Source organism: Thalassotalea euphylliae, from assembly GCF_003390375.1.
In the GTDB taxonomy this organism is placed as follows: domain Bacteria; phylum Pseudomonadota; class Gammaproteobacteria; order Enterobacterales; family Alteromonadaceae; genus Thalassotalea_F; species Thalassotalea_F euphylliae_A.
In genome coordinates this window covers 3,605,544-3,622,230 of sequence record NZ_QUOT01000001.1, presented here as the reverse complement: position 1 = coordinate 3,622,230, position 16,687 = coordinate 3,605,544, and the positions used below count along the sequence as shown (strand labels likewise).

Here is a 16,687-nt window from a genome sequence, read left to right as displayed (position 1 = left end):
AAGACTATGACCATTAATCTAGCTGAATATCCTTTATTATCAACGATCAATTCCCCTGACGATTTGCGTTTACTGAGCCAAGATCAGTTAACCAAAGTCAGTGATGAGTTACGAAGCTATTTATTAAACTCTGTCAGTAAAAGCAGCGGCCATTTCGCCTCTGGTTTAGGCACAATTGAACTAACGGTTGCGCTGCACTATGTTTATCGCACACCGTTTGATCACCTGATTTGGGATGTTGGCCACCAAGCCTACCCGCACAAAATTCTCACGGGTCGTCGCGACCAACTTCACACGATTCGTCAAAAAGACGGCTTACACCCGTTCCCGTGGCGCGAAGAAAGTGAATACGATGTGCTGAGTGTCGGTCACTCAAGTACGTCAATTTCTGCCGCACTAGGGTTAGCCGTTGCTGCCGAAAAAGAAGCCAAAGATCGCAAAGTTGTTGCCGTTATTGGTGACGGTGCGATGACCGCAGGTATGGCTTTTGAAGCATTAAACCACGGCGGTGACATCAATAAAGATATGTTAGTCATCTTAAATGACAACGAGATGTCAATTTCGGAAAACGTGGGTGCGTTGAATAATCATTTAGCCAAACTACTTTCTGGTAGCTTATTTACTGGATTCAGAGAAGGTAGTAAACGCTTACTTAACAATATTCCGCCGATCAAAGAATTAGCCAGTCGTGCCGAAGAACATCTCAAAGGCATGGTAGTACCTAGTACCTTCTTTGAAGAATTGGGCTTTAACTACATAGGGCCAATTGACGGCCACGACGTTAATGGCTTAGTTGATACCATTCGCAATATGCGCAACCTGAAAGGGCCGCAAATTTTGCATATCGCAACCAAGAAAGGTAAAGGCTACCAAGCAGCAGAACAAGACCCAATTAAGTACCACGCGGTACCTAAATTTAACCCTGCTGAAACGTCACTACCGAAAAGCAAGCCAAGCTTACCAACTTATTCTAAGATTTTTGGTGACTGGCTATGTGGCATGGCCGAGCGCGATAGCAAGTTAATGGCAATTACACCAGCGATGCGCGAAGGCTCGGGTATGGTTGAATTTAGCCAGCGTTTTCCTGATCAATATTTCGATGTTGCCATTGCCGAACAGCATGCTGTGACCTACGCAGCAGGCCTTGCCATTGGCGGCCAAAATGCCGTTGTCGCTATCTACTCAAGCTTCTTACAACGCGGTTATGATCAGCTGATTCACGATATTGCCATTCAAAACTTACCGGTTTTGTTTGCGATTGACCGTGCTGGCATTGTTGGCGCTGACGGCCCTACGCACCAAGGTGCGTTCGACTTAAGCTTTATGCGCTGTATACCAAATATGGTGATTATGACACCGTCTGACGAACGCGAGTGTCAGTTGATGTTAACAACTGGTCACCTGCATAATGGCCCAGCTGCGGTACGCTATCCTCGTGGCAGTGGCACGGGCGCTGAATTGCCGACGCTTGATGAAACTATCACGCTAGGCAAAGGCGTGAAAAAACGCCAAGGTGAAAAAATTGCGATTTTGAATTTTGGTACGGTTTTGGGCGAAGCCTCACAAGCTGCGGATGCACTTAATGCAAGCTTAGCTGATATGCGCTTTGTTAAACCAATTGATGAAGCACTTATCAACGAACTTGCCGACAATCACGATGTGATTGTAACGGTTGAAGATAATGCCATTGCCGGTGGTGCTGGTTCAGCAGTGAATGAGTTCTTGTTAAGCCAAGGACGTGCAATAAAAGTACTCAATATTGGCTTACCAGATGTTTTTATTAAACACGGGACACAAGAAGAAATTCACCAAGAGTTGGGCTTAGATTGTCAGGGTATTATCGATAAAGTTAACGCGTTTATTGGTTAGTCTCTGCGACTTACCCCGCTATCCCTAACAACCAAAAAAGCCGCTATTGCGGCTTTTTTGGTTTTTCAGTCCATGACCTTCAATTCCATGAATATTAGCTTATACCAATTGAATTAATTCGTTGATCAATTATGGCGCAGGAAAAAGGTTCATAAACAAGGCGTTATTTTTTGTTAACTAGTTGTTCTAATTTCAAAAATAATAACGCAGTTAGTGAGCATTTTAACCAGTCAGAATGATCAAATATTTATTGAAATTGGTATTAGGTACCTGTTCTAACATTAAAGGCATCAACCGCGCTTTCTAGCGATTGAGCAAGTTTCGCGACCTCTTCACTGTAGCCAAGAGTTACTGTCGATTTTTCACTACTTTGCTGGCTCACTAAGGCTACTTGCGAAATACTATCGTTGATTTCACTACTCAAGTTATTCTGCTGTTGCGCTGCACTTGAAATATCAATACTCATTGAATGCATTTGTGAAATTGCTTGGCTAATCGTCGTCAGTGTTTCTAACAGTAACTCAGTGTCTGTCTGACAGCGGGTCGCGTTGTTTTTCCCTTGCTCAATCTCCTCTACAACACTGCTAGTTTGTGCCTGTAGCGAATCAATCATCGCATTAATTTCAGAAGTTGACTCTTGTGTACGACTGGCAAGCATACGCACCTCATCGGCCACCACTGAGAAACCTCGACCAGCCTCCCCGGCACGTGCAGCTTCAATTGCCGCATTAAGTGCCAATAAGTTAGTTTGATCAGCAATACTTTGAATAGTTTCTAAGATACTACTGATATTGGTTGCTTCTTGATTCAACAAACTGACTTTGCCAGCGGTATTTTGCAGCAACATCGTCAAATCATTAATCTTACCTGCCGTGCTATTAGCACGCTGCTCAAGTTCATTACTGCGATTTAAAGCTTCTGTCATCTGATTTTCAGCATCGGTCGACTTAGCCAATACTTCATCCGCATGTTCACTGAGCGACAAGGTATTATGATTAACTTCATCAACCGTTGATTGCTGAGAATCCAGTGAGGTTGCCACCGCTTGTAACTCGGTTTGTGAGCGATTAGCCGCTTGCGCCAGTGCATTCGCATTTTGCCCAATATCATCAATTAAGGTTTTTAAGTGTGATACCACAGAGTTGACATTTTTCGATAGCTGACCATATTCATCCTCACTAACCACATCCAGCTGTTTAGTGAGATCTCCCTGAGCAATGCGGTGCAGGACTTCATTGATATGAAAGAGCGGCTTGATCATCGCACGAATTGTCAAAACTGCGATAGTGACACTCACAAGCATAATAACCGCCAAAATAATTAAGGTTAGTGCTTGGCCATTATCAACATCGTCAAAAACATTTTGCTGTAAATTCGATAAGTTAGAATCAACTTGTTCAAGCAGTTTATCTATGGTCGCGAGCGCTTGTTCTATTTGCTGTTCAGAGCGATTAGCAGCCTCTATTAGGTTTGCTCTGTTTTCCAATTGTTCTCGCTTGATAACAAACAAACTGCGCTCATTAGTGAGCTTGTCATTCGCCTGTTCAAACTCGCTGACAAACTGCTCAATCAGCCCTTGCGTGTCATAGTCTTCGCCTTGCCTAACCAAATAGCCGACTAAATCTTTAATATTCAATAAAGACTGTTCGATTAGCTCTTGGCTTTGATTTAGCTCCTCTAAATCATTGATACTAAGTACACTGTTAGCGGCATCAGCAAGGTTGATCACATAGCCTTCTATTTGCCCAGCAGAGCCGATAATACGGTCGACAATCGCTTGCTCTTTGTCATCTTCCAAATACGTTAAGTCAACGAGCAAAGCTCCCGCTTCATTAAGATTGGCGCCAATCTGTTGCTCAACGCTTGTGAGTGACTGGGCTAGAGAAAGTGATTTAGACTGAAAGCCAAACATATTCGCCACTGTTTGTGCGAATAGTGACTGCTCTTGCTCAAAGGCGCTTAACTGCTGGGCTAGCGCAGTAGGTAATGATAATTGATCGAGGTTTTGCTTTGCTTCACTAAGCCTGATGCCTTGATTGCCAAAACCTGACTTAAGAATTGAAAGCTGCTGCTCGCTATCTACGGTGGTAATTTGGGAGGCTTGCTTAGCTTGTTTTAGCAAGCCAATTTGCAACCCAGTACTTTGTTTTTGCACGGGTATCGCAATACTGTCAACTTCCTTAGTCGCCTGCTCAATATCGGCGAGAATGCCAATGGAGCTGACACTGGCAAAGATGAGCAGTAAAAGTATGACAACGAAGCCAAGAATGATCTTATGGGCAACCTTTACATTCATATGAACACCTACTTGTAATATCTGTATTTATTATTTTTTTGCTGAATTACTGCTATTCAAATTACATTATTATGTAGCTGAATTTATTAGCTTATTTTTTATATCAGACACGGTTATTAAAACAGCGATACAGGTAAATGAAAAGATAAAATGAAAGTTTTTTGAGCGAAACTATGTCGTTATCTTGTTAGCGGTTGTGTCAAACGTTTACGGCAAAACGTGTAGGCATAAAAAAAGCTACTGACATCAGTAGCTTTTGAATTGGTTAATACCAATTGAAATAAATACTTAAGCATTCAGCGAGAATTAAAAGTCTCAGAGGCAAGGCATTGATTGCAGAGAATGGTCGTTCCCTTGTCAAAATCAATAACGATACATATGAGCCTTTTAAACTCGCCCTTAGGGAGCGTGTCAGCGTCGCGATAACTTCGCCCAATTGATGAGATGTAGAATAACTATATCAACAAAAATTTGGCTTGTTCTCCCAACGCTGACAGCGCTCTGAATTCCTAAATTAATTAATTCAATTGGTATAAGTCTTATCTAATTTACTCTGCAAGATACTCAACCACTTCTAGACCAAAGCCTGATAGTGAGTGATATTTAGTTTGTGAGCTCAATAAACGCATCTTGCTAACACCTAAGTTAGCTAAAATTTGCGAACCGACACCAACGTTACGCGAACCAATGTGGCGCTTCACTTCTTTGATTGTCTCGCCAGCATCAAGCTTGGCGTATTTTTCAACTTGCTCAATTAAGCTTTGCGGTGACTCGTGCTTACCCAGTAACACCAATACGCCACCTTCTTCAGCAATGCGCTCTAACGCTTTGCCAATAGGCCACTTATTGATGCTATCGCGCTGGCTAAATAATAGATCGCGGAACGTGTTTTCCAAGTGCACACGCACTAGGGTAGGCTCTTCAGCTTTGATTTCGCCTTTGGTCAGTGCGAAGTGTGTTTGGCCGTCAATGGTGTCTTTAAAGACCGTTAAATCAAAATCACCAAAAGCGGTTGGCAGCTTACACTGCGAAATACGCTCAATCGTAGTTTCATTGGCATTGCGGTATTCAATTAAATCGGCAATAGTGCCCATTTTGATACCGTGCTTTTCAGCAATTTTTTCTAAATCAGGACGACGCGCCATGGTGCCGTCTTCATTCAAAATTTCAACAATCACTGCTGCTGGCTCTAAACCCGCTAAGCGCGCTAAATCAACACCCGCTTCGGTATGACCAGCACGGTTTAACACGCCACCGTCTTTGGCAATCAACGGAAAAATATGGCCCGGCTGCACAATTGAGTTTTGATCTGCATCTTTTGCCACCGCCGCTAAAATCGTGGTTGCGCGATCCGCTGCTGAAATACCGGTTGTGACACCCTCAGCAGCTTCAATTGATACGGTAAAGTTAGTGGTAAACTGTGCGTCATTCTTTTCTACCATCAAAGGTAACTTAAGCTTTTGACAACGCTCAGCCGACATAGGTAAACAAATCAAACCACGACCGTGGGTAGCCATAAAGTTAATCGCTTCTGGCGTTACCAACTCGGCAGCCATAATGAAGTCACCCTCATTTTCGCGATCTTCATCATCCATCAAGATCACCATTTTACCGAGCTTGATGTCATCAATAATTTCTTGTGGCGTATTTAATTGCATAGCTGCCTCTTGTTTAGCCTTTCGTTACTTAATAAAGCCACTGCGTGCTAGTAAGTCATGACTAACACCAGAGGAAGTGGTTGGTTGATGGGATTTTGTTAATAAACGCTCGATATAACGAGCAACCACATCAACTTCAATATTGAGCTTAGTGCCGACTTGGTAGTCAGCAATGATAGTTTCTTGCGCTGTGTGTGGCACAATCGTTAAGCGGAATTGGTCACTGGCAAGGCTATTAACCGTTAAGCTTACGCCATCAATGGTAATAGACCCTTTTTCCGCGATATAAGGGGCGATATCCGCCGCCATCGTAATCCAATAATCCCAGCTATTACCTGATTGTGTAATCGACGTTACTTCTGCCACCGCATCAACATGGCCTGAGACCATATGACCACCAAAGCGCGTTGTTGGTAGCATGGCTTTTTCCAAGTTAACCTTTTGGCCTACTTGATAATTCGCAAAGCCAGTACGTTTTAAGGTTTCGTTTGAAACATCTGCGGTAAAGCTGCTATCGCTATAGTGCACGACCGTTAGGCATATACCATTGGTGGCGATAGAGTCGCCCAATTTGACATCAGCCATGTCTAATTTACCGACATTAACGGTAATCGCAGCCCCTTGCTGGTTCATTTGAATCGCCGCTATGGTGCCCACAGCTTCAATAATTCCGGTAAACATATCTTTTCTCTTTACGTTATAAGCTTAACGACCTGACTTGCCATGCTTAGCTAGGACAAAGCTTAACTATTGGCAAATTGCGCGGTAACTTTAAGATCTGTGCCAACCATAGTGACATCACGAATATTAAGCGCCTTTGCTTGCTTAAGTTTTGTAATACTTGGCATTGCGCATAAGCCTTTGCCATCAACGCCCATTAATTTGGGCGCTTGATACAAGATTAATTCATCTACCAAGTTTTGTTCGATAAAGGCACCAGCTAAGCGCTGACCCGACTCAAGTAAAATATCGTTTAAGCCAAGCGTGCCTAGATAAGCCAGCGCTGCCGCTAAATCAATTTTTCCATCGTGTTCTTTTATCGCTACTTGGCTGACAAAATGCGGCCAGTCTTGCTCATTTTCAACCTTAGTTCGCAGTAAAATGACGGGATGAGGAGATTCGAACATCGGCAAGTCTGGTGTTAAACGCTGCTGACCGTCAATCACTACTCGCACTGGCTGACGTAAAACCTCTGCAGGATAGTCGCTGGCAAGTGAGCCAAGCTCTTGATGTCGCACGGTCATTTTCGCACCATCCATTAACACAGAGTCAGCGCCCGTCAGCACAGCACAGCTTTGCGCGCGTAAACGTTGTACGTCTTTACGTGCTTCTGGCGAGGTAATCCACTGACTTTCACCGGATGCCATAGCCGTTTGCCCGTCCAAGCTGGCAGCAAGTTTACAGCGAACATAAGGCATTTGGGTGCGCATTAATTTAAGAAAACCTTGATTGAGCTGCTCAGCTTCATTAGCAAGTAAACCATAGGCTGTTTCAATACCAGCAGCTGCGAGCATATCAAGGCCACGACCAGCAACTTGCGGATTAGGATCAACGTTGGCAGCAATCACTTTTGCCAAGCCATTATCAATCAAGGCCTGTGCACAAGGTGGTGTGCGACCAAAATGTGAGCAAGGTTCCAATGTGACATACGCTGTAGCACCACGTGCCTGCTCACCTGCTTCACGCAATGCATGAACTTCAGCATGTGGCGTACCAGCTTTTAGATGCGCACCTTGGCCAATAATTTGACCGCTTTTAACAATGACACAACCAACACGAGGGTTAGGTGAAGTGGTGTAATGCCCTTGTTTTGCCAGCTTTATGGCTAGTGCCATATATTGATGATCTTGGTTGCTAAATTGTGTCAACGTTGTTCTCAATCAAACCTAACTTAAACTTTAAAATACACCAAAAAAAGACTTAGATATCCTGCTTGGTGTTTTGTTACTTCTCATCGCCCAGACGAGCAATCTCTTCACCGAACTCTTTGATATCTTCAAATGAACGATATACAGAGGCAAAGCGAATATAAGCAACTTTGTCGAGTTCTTTAAGCTGCTCCATAATTAAATTGCCTAGCATTTCTGAGTCTAGCTCGCGCTCGCCAGTTGCACGTAATTGCGATTTAACCTTATTCACCGACAGCTCAATTTTTTCGATGCTAACAGGTCGCTTTTCCAGTGCACGTTGCAAACCACTGCGCATTTTGTCTTCGTTAAACGGCTCTCTTGAGCCATCGCGTTTAATAATGCGCGGCATCACCAATTCGGCAGTTTCAAAAGTGGTAAAACGCTCATGACACTCGCTACATTCACGACGACGTCTGATTTGGTGACCATCAGCCACAAGTCGTGAATCGATCACCTTAGTATCAGTTGCAGAGCAAAAAGGACAATACATGAAGTCGCTCGATAGGTTATAAATTGTCGAGCATTTTAATCGAAAACAAACAGTTAAGCGAAAGCTTTATGATGCCTTTTATCGCAATTAGGCGAGTAAATGATATAACACACCGAAAACAGCAAACTAGCAGCACTCGGTGTGTTTTAACTAACTAAGACAGCTAACCGTGAACGATGCGATTGTCGATAAGATCTTTAACAACGCTTGGGTCAGCTAAGGTTGAAGTATCTCCAAGATTCTCCAATTCATTTTCTGCTATTTTACGCAAGATACGGCGCATGATTTTACCCGATCGTGTTTTTGGTAAACCCGGCGCGAATTGAATGTAGTCAGGCTTAGCAAAGCGACCTAGCTCGTCTGCGACCAAGGCTTGCAATTCTTCGGTAAGGGATTGCTGACAATCAACTCCCGACATCAAGGTGACATAGCAGTATATGCCCTGGCCTTTGATTTCATGCGGATAGCCAACCACTGCTGCTTCAGCCACTTTAGGGTGCAAGACCAATGCACTTTCGATTTCCGCTGTGCCTAATCGGTGACCGGAGACATTAAGCACATCGTCAATACGGCCGGTGATCCAATAAAAACCATCGGCATCACGCTTGGCACCATCGCCAGTAAAATAGTAGCCTGTGTATTGGCTAAAGTAGGTATCAAAAAAGCGCTGATGATCACCATATACAGTGCGCATTTGTCCAGGCCAGCTACCTGTCATCACTAAGCGACCACGTGCTTCACCCTCAAGAACGTCGCCTTCTTTGCTGACAATCGCTGGTTTTACACCAAAAAATGGTTTGCCCGCCGCACCTGGTTTCATATCGACAGCCCCAGGTAGTGAGGTAATTAAAATGCCGCCAGTCTCAGTTTGCCACCAAGTATCAACGATTGAACAGCAGCTTTGACCAACCACTTCATAATACCAGTGCCAAGCCTCAGGGTTAATTGGCTCGCCAACCGTCCCTAACAAGCGAATACTTGAGCGATCATGCTTTTCAACCAGCTCATCACCTAGCCCCATTAATGCACGTATTGCCGTTGGTGCGGTATAGAAAATATTGACCTGATGTTTCTCACACACCTGCCAGCATCGCCCTGCATCTGGATAAGTCGGTACACCTTCAAACACTAAGGTCGTTGCACCATTGGCCAGTGGGCCATAGAAAATATACGAATGACCCGTTATCCAGCCGGCATCTGCAGTACACCAATAAATCTCACCTTCTTGGTAATCAAACACATATTTATGCGTCATCGCGGCATACAAAATATAACCGCCACAAGTATGCAGTACGCCTTTAGGTTTACCGGTTGACCCTGAGGTGTAAAGAATAAATAAAGGGTCTTCAGCGTCCATCATTTCCGGCTCACACATTGGCTCGTAGTGATTAATCACTTCCTGATAGTTGACATCTCGCTGATCTTGCCAGTTAACTTCAACGCCAGTACGTTCGACCATGATCACCGAGTGGACATCGGGGCAATCAACCAGCGCTGCATCAACATTTGCTTTCAGCGGTATTTTTTTACCGCCACGAACGCCTTCATCAGCAGTGATCACCACCTGACAGTCAGCATCTAGTACACGTGCTTTTATCGATTCGGTAGAAAAACCGCCAAACACCACTGAGTGCACCGCACCAATACGTGCACAAGCGAGCATGGCATAGCCCACTTCGGGGATCATCGGCATGTAAATACAAACTCTATCGCCTTTGCTAACACCGCGAGTTTTTAACAAATTAGCCAAACGACAGACGTTATCGTGCAACTCTTGATAGCTAACTCGAAAGTCATCTGTTGGCTCATCGCCTTCAAAAATAATGGCCGTTTGATTTGCTTTGCTCGCTAAATGGCGGTCGATACAGTTATAGCTAACATTGAGTTGCCCACCTTTAAACCAACTGATGTCTGCGGTTTGATAATTAACCTCAGAGACTTGCTTCCAAGGTTTATACCAATCAATAAATTGCTCTGCTTGTTCAGCCCAAAACACGTCTGGTTGTTCAATCGATTGTTGATACATTTGCTGATATTTATCAGCGTTAATATGTGTATTTTGTGTTGCCTGTGGTGATACCGGATAACGGCTCAATAGTTCCTTCATATCCTGACTCTTATTGTTTTAATATATTATTGTTATAGCTTGTTGTAATCGTTTGTTTTTATTACTTTTTGATAGTTGGATAAAAACGTCTGCGCTACTTTTTCATTTATCTTTATATTTATTCTTGTGCTTTATTCGAATGTTTTGGCGTCATCCTTAATCGCTTTGTATAAACTATCATCAAATTATCAATAGCACTACACCTACACCTCTGCCTGCACTTATACAGCAATACACCTATTGATGCTTGCCGAATAGCAAGCTCTTCCGCTATTCATTGAAATGCTATTTCGACTACTAACTTAGCAAGTGGCACCAGCTAATTTTATGAAGTTTTTGTTCAACTATTTGTCTAACTAAAAGGTTTGTTGCAGATTTCTAGTTTTAGAATTTTTCCCAACAGTACCACTGCCGCATTTAAAGTGTAAAAAAGTAGGAAAAGTCAACAGGATATATCTGCGAATCGGAACGCTACTTTTAGCACCAAAACTTCTCAAAATTGAAATTTATGTTCTACAGTTTAGATAGCTAAAATTAGAGGACAAAGTATGAATTTTCTTTATCGACTTTCTATTGCTCAAAAAATTTATTTGATACCAGTAATAGGCACGATCAGTTTTACCATTTACCTCGCCCTCTCCATTTTTAATGCCACTAACAACGTTGAACAGCTTTCACGGGTTAAAGACGTTCAGTTTCCTGTCGTCCAACTATCGGAAGCCGCTGCCGTTGATATCGTGCGACTATCGGAAATCCTCAATGCTGCGGTAACCACAGGCGATGAAGATGGTATTGCGTCAGCAGACGAGTTATCAGAAAAAATTATCGATTCCATCACCCAAATAGGTGCAACTGATCAGCAATTTGTATCTGACCAACAAAGCCTTTTAAACGACTTTAATAGCTATTACCAACAGGCTAGGACGCTAAGCAGTGGCATGATTAATGACACCATAGATTTTGAGAAGCTGCCAGAAATGGGGAAAGCCATGAACGCCGCCTTTGAACAGGCTAAAGGTGGGCTTGAAAACTTTAATAAAACACGAGTGCAAGAATTTGAGCAGGCGATTACCGATGCTAATAACTCTGCAGAAACCTTAGTTAATATTGGGTTTATTGTCGGCATTATTACTATTATTCTGCTATTTGGCACCGCTATACCGATAATTTCAGGCATTAGATCGTCATTATCGAGCGTGGTTAATTCTTTGCAAGACATCGCAGAGGGTGAAGGAGACCTAACGGTTCGCCTAAATTCAAAAAGTAGCGATGAAATCGGTGAACTTGTTAATCGTTTTAATATGTTCATTGAAAAGCTCCAAAACACCATCAAACAAGTCGTCGATATCGCCTTACCGCTTTCACAAATGGCAAACTCTGTTAGTGCTAACGCGGAACAAACCAATACCATTACTCAACTCCAACAAGATGGTGCACACAACACTAAAGCCGCTGTTGATGATTTAAATCACAGTGTCAAAAGCGTTGCTGATAGTGCCGCTTTAGCTGCCGATACAGCAACACAAACTCGTACAATTTCTACTGAAGGCGCGGATGTTGTTGCCAAGACGGTTGAAACAATTCACCAACTGGCGAAAACCGTTGAAGATTCCTCGGAAGTAATTGACCACCTAGACAGTGACGCTAATCAAGTAGGCGTTGTGCTTGACGTGATCAGAGGTATTGCCGAACAAACTAATTTATTAGCGCTAAACGCAGCAATTGAAGCGGCGCGAGCGGGCGAGCAAGGACGTGGTTTCGCCGTTGTTGCTGACGAGGTGAGAACACTGGCCTCTAGGACACAAGACTCGACGGTTGAGATTCAAACCACCATTGAAAAGCTACAGCAAGCTGCCCGTAAAGCCGTAGGTGCAATGAGCAATGGTCGGTCGTTGGCGGAAAGCAGTGTTGAACAAGTAACCATGGCGGGAACTTCGCTTGCTGAGATTACAACATCAGTTTCGCAAATCAGTGAAATGACCACCAATATAGCTCACGCCACCGATTCGCAATCACAAGCTGCAGGCCAAATCGTCTCGCATGTAGACGATATCAGCCAAAGCACTAATCAAACTCACAGCGCTTCTCAAGAACTAGCGTCAGTGAGTAGCGAACTAGCAGGCTTAGCACACAACTTAGAAATTATAGCCAAAGGCTTTAAGGTCTAATTGGAATTTAGACTGCGCAGATTATGCTCGAGTAGGGCCTTATCCCGAAAAACCAGTACCTAAAAAGGTTAGTAAATATGAAAGCACGATATTTGACCATGGCAATCATAGCAACGTCGCCCTTTTCTCAGGCACTTGCTCAGATCGACTTTAATGGCTTTGGCTCTGTTAGAGCAAGTTATTCAGACTCTGATTTTGGGGCTGATCCCTTTAGATATCTCGAAGAAGGCGAAGTCACATTTAAAGGGGAGTCTCTATTTGCACTGCAAGCAAGAAGCGAATTAGGTGAAGGTTTATCGGCGACGGTTCAACTATTTGCAGAAGGTCGCGATGATTTTGATGTTGAGGCAAGGTGGGCCTACCTTAGTTATCAACTCAACGATACTCATCAGTTGCATGTAGGAAAACTCGCCAACCCCATATTTCATCAATCAGAATATGAAAAAGTTGGCTATGCGCATAATTTTTCAAGATTACCGACTGCCGTCTACGTGGATTTCGAATTTGCGACTATGGAAGGCATATCACTCGGCAGTCAATTTAGTTTGGGAGATAGCGATTTAACGCTAGAAACCAAGCTGTCTTATGGCAGCTGGGACGGTGAGGTTTTTATCGCTTCCATTCGCAATAATGTGCCACTTGGCTTTGATAACCTGTTCTCGCTCAACCTAACGCTATCTAGTGATTGGTGGAAGCTTTTTGCCGGCACATTTATCACCGAAATAGATGGTGAACAGGTAGATCAGCAAAGCATTTTACCCGCTGTTCAGGGCAGCATTGATTTAGCCTTGGCACAGGGGGCTACTCAGGCCGATGTTACGACTTATACTGATGCGATCACATGGGATGAAAAAGATGCCATGTATTGGTTCGCTGGATTTGGCATCGACTACAACAATATTTTATTGGACGCTGAATACGTCAACTATGTTATTGACGACTCTTCAGATGCAGAAAACGACGCTTGGTATGTCGCGCTTGGTTATCGAATCAATGAATTTGTGGTGACCATACACACAGAAGAGCAAACCCAAGACAGAGACTTTAGCATCCTTAACAATGTGCAATCACCCGTGCTCTTAGCTAGCGGTCAACGGGTCATCAGCTCATTAGCTTTTACCGAGTTTGATGCCTCTGGTATTACGCTGCGTTACGATTTTCATCCGAGTGCCGCATTCAAAATTGATTACCTAAAAGGTGAAAATACTCGTACCGATATCGGCGACTATTCAATCGTTTCTGCGGGCATTGATTTTATTTTTTAAGTGATAAAGCATGAGTGCCAAGCCTTAAACTCAATGACTATAAGAGCAATGAATGAGCAACTAAGAATTTACCTATGTGAGCAACGCTGTTGGTAATTGCAAGTGAAGACTTAAAAGTTCTACTCACGCAAATAAGGGTGAAAGCGCAAAACAAAACAAAGTCGATAAAAATTAAGGATAAGAATCACGAATAAAGTGACTCGACAACTGGGCAAATCATTATTAGTACCGAAAAGGGCAATTTATGATGAAAAAACGATATTTGACGGCAGTCATTGCCGCTTTAATGTGTTCTCCCCACGCATTAGCTCAAATAGAATTCAACGGTTTTGGCTCAGTTCGAGCCAGCTATTCGGATTCTGACGAGGGTGCTCCCCCCTTAACTTACCTTGATGAAGGCGAGGTCACCTTTAAAGGAGAGTCATTGTTTGCCTTGCAAGCCAGAGGGGAGCTAGGCGAAGGCCTGTCAGCAACAATTCAACTTTTTGCCGAAGGTCGAGATGATTTTGATGTCGAAGCAAGGTGGGCATATCTTAGCTATCAAATTAACGATATACATCAAGTACACATAGGTAAACTCGCCAACCCAATCTTCCACCAATCCGAATATGAAAAAGTTGGTTATGCACATAACTTTTCGCGACTGCCAACGGCGGTTTATTCCGACTTTGAGTTTTCCACGATGGAAGGTATTTCACTAAACAGCCAGTTTTCACTTGCCGATGGTGATTATACCTTAGATACCAAATTATCATTTGGGAATTGGGACGGCGCTCTATTTTTGTCTGCTGTTGGTGGAGAGGTGCCACTGGCATTCGACCAAATTATTTCACTTAACCTCACCTTATCTAGCGATTGGTGGAAGGTGTTTGCCGGTATTTTCGGCGCCGAAATTCAAGCAGAGCAGTTTGACCAAACCGTAGTGTTGGCAAGCGTTCAACCTGGTATCGATTTAGCCCTTGCTCAAGGAGCAACCGCCAATGATGTTAATAACTTTATTAACGGTTTGGGCTGGCACGAGAAAGATGGCCTTTATTGGTTTTCAGGTTTTGGTATCGACTACAATAATATATTGCTTGATGCGGAATATGTTAGTTACGGTGTAGACGAGTCCTCTGACTCGACAAACGAGGGTTGGTACGTCGCGCTTGGCTATCGCTTCAACGAATTTGTTATTACTGTTCACGCAGAAGAACAAACACAGGAAATTGACTACAGTGAGGGACTATCTGGAGTGCAATCGCCAATTTTATTGGCTACGGGGCAAACTTTTATTGAGGTGTTAGGGCAACCCGAATTTGATGCGGTTGGCATTACACTGCGATATGATTTTCATCCCAATGCAGCATTCAAAGTCGATTATATTAGTGGAGATCATACTCGCCTAGATATAGGTGATTACTCTATCATGTCCGCTGGCATTGATGTTGTTTTCTAGGAGCTCATTATGAATAAATTAAAATTATTATTGTTGTCTTCGTGTTTCGCGGCCTTTAGCAGCCAAGCAGTCACTGTTATTGTGCACCCTTCCAATGCCGATGCACTTGATAAAAAGGCGGTCAAAAAAATATTCTTAGGAAAAACTAAGAAGTTTCCTAATGGCGATGAAGCAATTCCTATTGATCTTAAATCTGGTCAACTCAGAGGAGATTTTCTCAAAGCCGTTGTCGGAAAGTCAGAAAGCCAATTCAAAGCTTACTGGTCAAAGTTGGTCTTCACAGGTAAAGGCCAGGCCCCAAGAAGTGTTGATTCTGAAGCTGAGATAGTCGATCTGATCAGCAAAAATCCAAACTTAATTGGCTATGTCAGTGACGGGGCTGTCAACGACAGTGTTAAATCGGTTGGACAATTCTAACTAAACATTAGTCATATCTAACTAACCATTAGCGAGCTCTAAATAAGCTAAAAAACACTTATAGCGCTACTCTACTGCCGAATACTGAAAAGCTTCAGTATTCGGCTTTATTTATCCTATTCACTTTCCATAAAACAAGGTGCAAGTGATAACACTTTTCCATAAGACTTTTTCCATTCTGATTTGTACTATTAACGCAGAATAACCACTTTATCTTATTGTTATCTGGTGATTTATGAGTGACACACTGATCATAATTCTTCTCACGACCTTAGCGGGCTTATGTATTCCACTCGGCGCCTTTTTCGCCAGTCACGAAAATATTCAAAACCAATGGCTTGAACAAGAGTTTCGCCATTTGGTTATCGCATTTGGTGGCGGTATTTTATTAGGGGCGACAACACTTGTACTAATTCCTGAAGGCAGCAACTATATTGAGCCTGACTCACTGAACGTAGTTATTATTTTGGCTGGCGGTATATACTTTTTCTTACTAGAGCGTTATCTAGGATTAAAGCGGCGGGAAAATCCTCAGCTAATGGGCATGATTCTAGACTATATTCCGGAAGCCATCGCATTAGGCGGCTTGGTTGCTACGCAATCACCAACCGCGTTGCTGCTGGCTGTGTTAATAGGCTTACAAAATTTGCCGGAAGGCTTTAATAGTTATAAAGAACTAAAAGCCAATAAAGTAAAGAACAAAACAATTTTTAGCTACATGTTCATTCTTGTTTTTGTTGGCCCTGCAGCAGGTTTAGCTGGCTTTTATTGGCTCTCAAGCTACCAAAGTTTGCTGGGCATAATGATGCTATTTGCGGCGGGCGGTATCTTGTATTTAATCTTCCAAGATATTGCCCCACAATCACGCTTAGAAAAACATTGGGCACCGCCACTAGGTGCAGTACTAGGCTTTTGTTTAACACTTTATGGTCAACAACTACTAGGCCATTAACCGCGTCTCTAGCCTTTATTAGAGAGGTAAAACAGCTAAATTAAACTAAACAAAACAAAACAACTAAACAATTGAATAAAAGAGCCACGCAAACCAAAAAGCCCGTAATTATAAGAT

General features: G+C 43.1%; 12 protein-coding genes. 6 read left to right on the top strand and 6 right to left on the bottom strand.

Going from position 1 to position 16,687, the window contains the following annotated elements; translation table 11 throughout:
• The first annotated feature begins 6 nt into the window (after nucleotides 1-6).
• Entirely contained in the window at nucleotides 7-1,869 is a 1,863-nt protein-coding gene (dxs, locus tag DXX94_RS15810; protein WP_116017370.1) for a 1-deoxy-D-xylulose-5-phosphate synthase, read from the top strand.
• A gap of 262 nt (nucleotides 1,870-2,131) precedes the next feature.
• Here dxs and DXX94_RS15805 read toward each other — a convergent pair whose 3' ends face one another.
• The 6 genes from DXX94_RS15805 to acs all read right to left on the bottom strand — a co-directional run bounded on the left by DXX94_RS15805 (nucleotide 2,132) and on the right by acs (nucleotide 10,330).
• Nucleotides 2,132-4,165 carry a methyl-accepting chemotaxis protein gene (locus DXX94_RS15805; RefSeq protein WP_116017369.1) on the bottom strand — a complete coding sequence of 678 codons (2,034 nt, stop codon included), beginning with the start codon at nucleotides 4,163-4,165 and terminating at the stop codon, nucleotides 2,132-2,134.
• A 548-nt stretch (nucleotides 4,166-4,713) separates the two neighbouring features.
• Complete coding sequence (ribBA, locus tag DXX94_RS15800) at nucleotides 4,714-5,823, bottom strand: bifunctional 3,4-dihydroxy-2-butanone-4-phosphate synthase/GTP cyclohydrolase II (RefSeq protein WP_116001123.1); 1,110 nt, start codon at nucleotides 5,821-5,823, stop codon at nucleotides 4,714-4,716.
• Nucleotides 5,824-5,847: 24 nt separating this feature from the next.
• Nucleotides 5,848-6,504 carry a riboflavin synthase gene (locus DXX94_RS15795; RefSeq protein ID WP_116001124.1) on the bottom strand — a complete coding sequence of 219 codons (657 nt, stop codon included), beginning with the start codon at nucleotides 6,502-6,504 and terminating at the stop codon, nucleotides 5,848-5,850.
• Between the two features lie 62 nt (nucleotides 6,505-6,566).
• Nucleotides 6,567-7,691: a bifunctional diaminohydroxyphosphoribosylaminopyrimidine deaminase/5-amino-6-(5-phosphoribosylamino)uracil reductase RibD gene (gene ribD / locus DXX94_RS15790; RefSeq protein ID WP_181901575.1), complete on the bottom strand. Its 1,125-nt coding sequence runs from the start codon at nucleotides 7,689-7,691 to the stop codon at nucleotides 6,567-6,569.
• 76 nt (nucleotides 7,692-7,767) lie between these two features.
• On the bottom strand, nucleotides 7,768-8,223 hold the full coding sequence (gene nrdR, locus DXX94_RS15785; RefSeq protein ID WP_116001126.1) for a transcriptional regulator NrdR: 456 nt from the start codon (nucleotides 8,221-8,223) through the stop codon (nucleotides 7,768-7,770).
• Nucleotides 8,224-8,386: 163 nt separating this feature from the next.
• A complete protein-coding gene (acs, locus tag DXX94_RS15780) occupies nucleotides 8,387-10,330 on the bottom strand; it encodes an acetate--CoA ligase (protein WP_116017367.1) in 1,944 nt (647 codons plus the stop codon).
• Between the two features lie 548 nt (nucleotides 10,331-10,878).
• Between acs and DXX94_RS15775 the strand changes: the two genes are divergently transcribed.
• The 5 genes from DXX94_RS15775 (at nucleotide 10,879) to DXX94_RS15755 (ending at nucleotide 16,570) form a co-directional block, all read left to right on the top strand.
• Entirely contained in the window at nucleotides 10,879-12,498 is a 1,620-nt protein-coding gene (locus DXX94_RS15775) for a methyl-accepting chemotaxis protein (protein WP_116017366.1), read from the top strand.
• A 77-nt stretch (nucleotides 12,499-12,575) separates the two neighbouring features.
• Entirely contained in the window at nucleotides 12,576-13,763 is a 1,188-nt protein-coding gene (locus DXX94_RS15770) for a porin (RefSeq protein WP_116017365.1), read from the top strand.
• Between the two features lie 244 nt (nucleotides 13,764-14,007).
• Entirely contained in the window at nucleotides 14,008-15,201 is a 1,194-nt protein-coding gene (locus tag DXX94_RS15765; RefSeq protein ID WP_116017364.1) for a porin, read from the top strand.
• A 9-nt stretch (nucleotides 15,202-15,210) separates the two neighbouring features.
• Nucleotides 15,211-15,618, top strand: coding sequence for a phosphate ABC transporter substrate-binding protein (locus tag DXX94_RS15760; RefSeq protein ID WP_116017362.1), 408 nt, complete (start codon nucleotides 15,211-15,213; stop codon nucleotides 15,616-15,618).
• A gap of 235 nt (nucleotides 15,619-15,853) precedes the next feature.
• Nucleotides 15,854-16,570, top strand: coding sequence for a ZIP family metal transporter (locus DXX94_RS15755; protein WP_116017360.1), 717 nt, complete (start codon nucleotides 15,854-15,856; stop codon nucleotides 16,568-16,570).
• The last annotated feature ends 117 nt before the right edge of the window (nucleotides 16,571-16,687 follow it).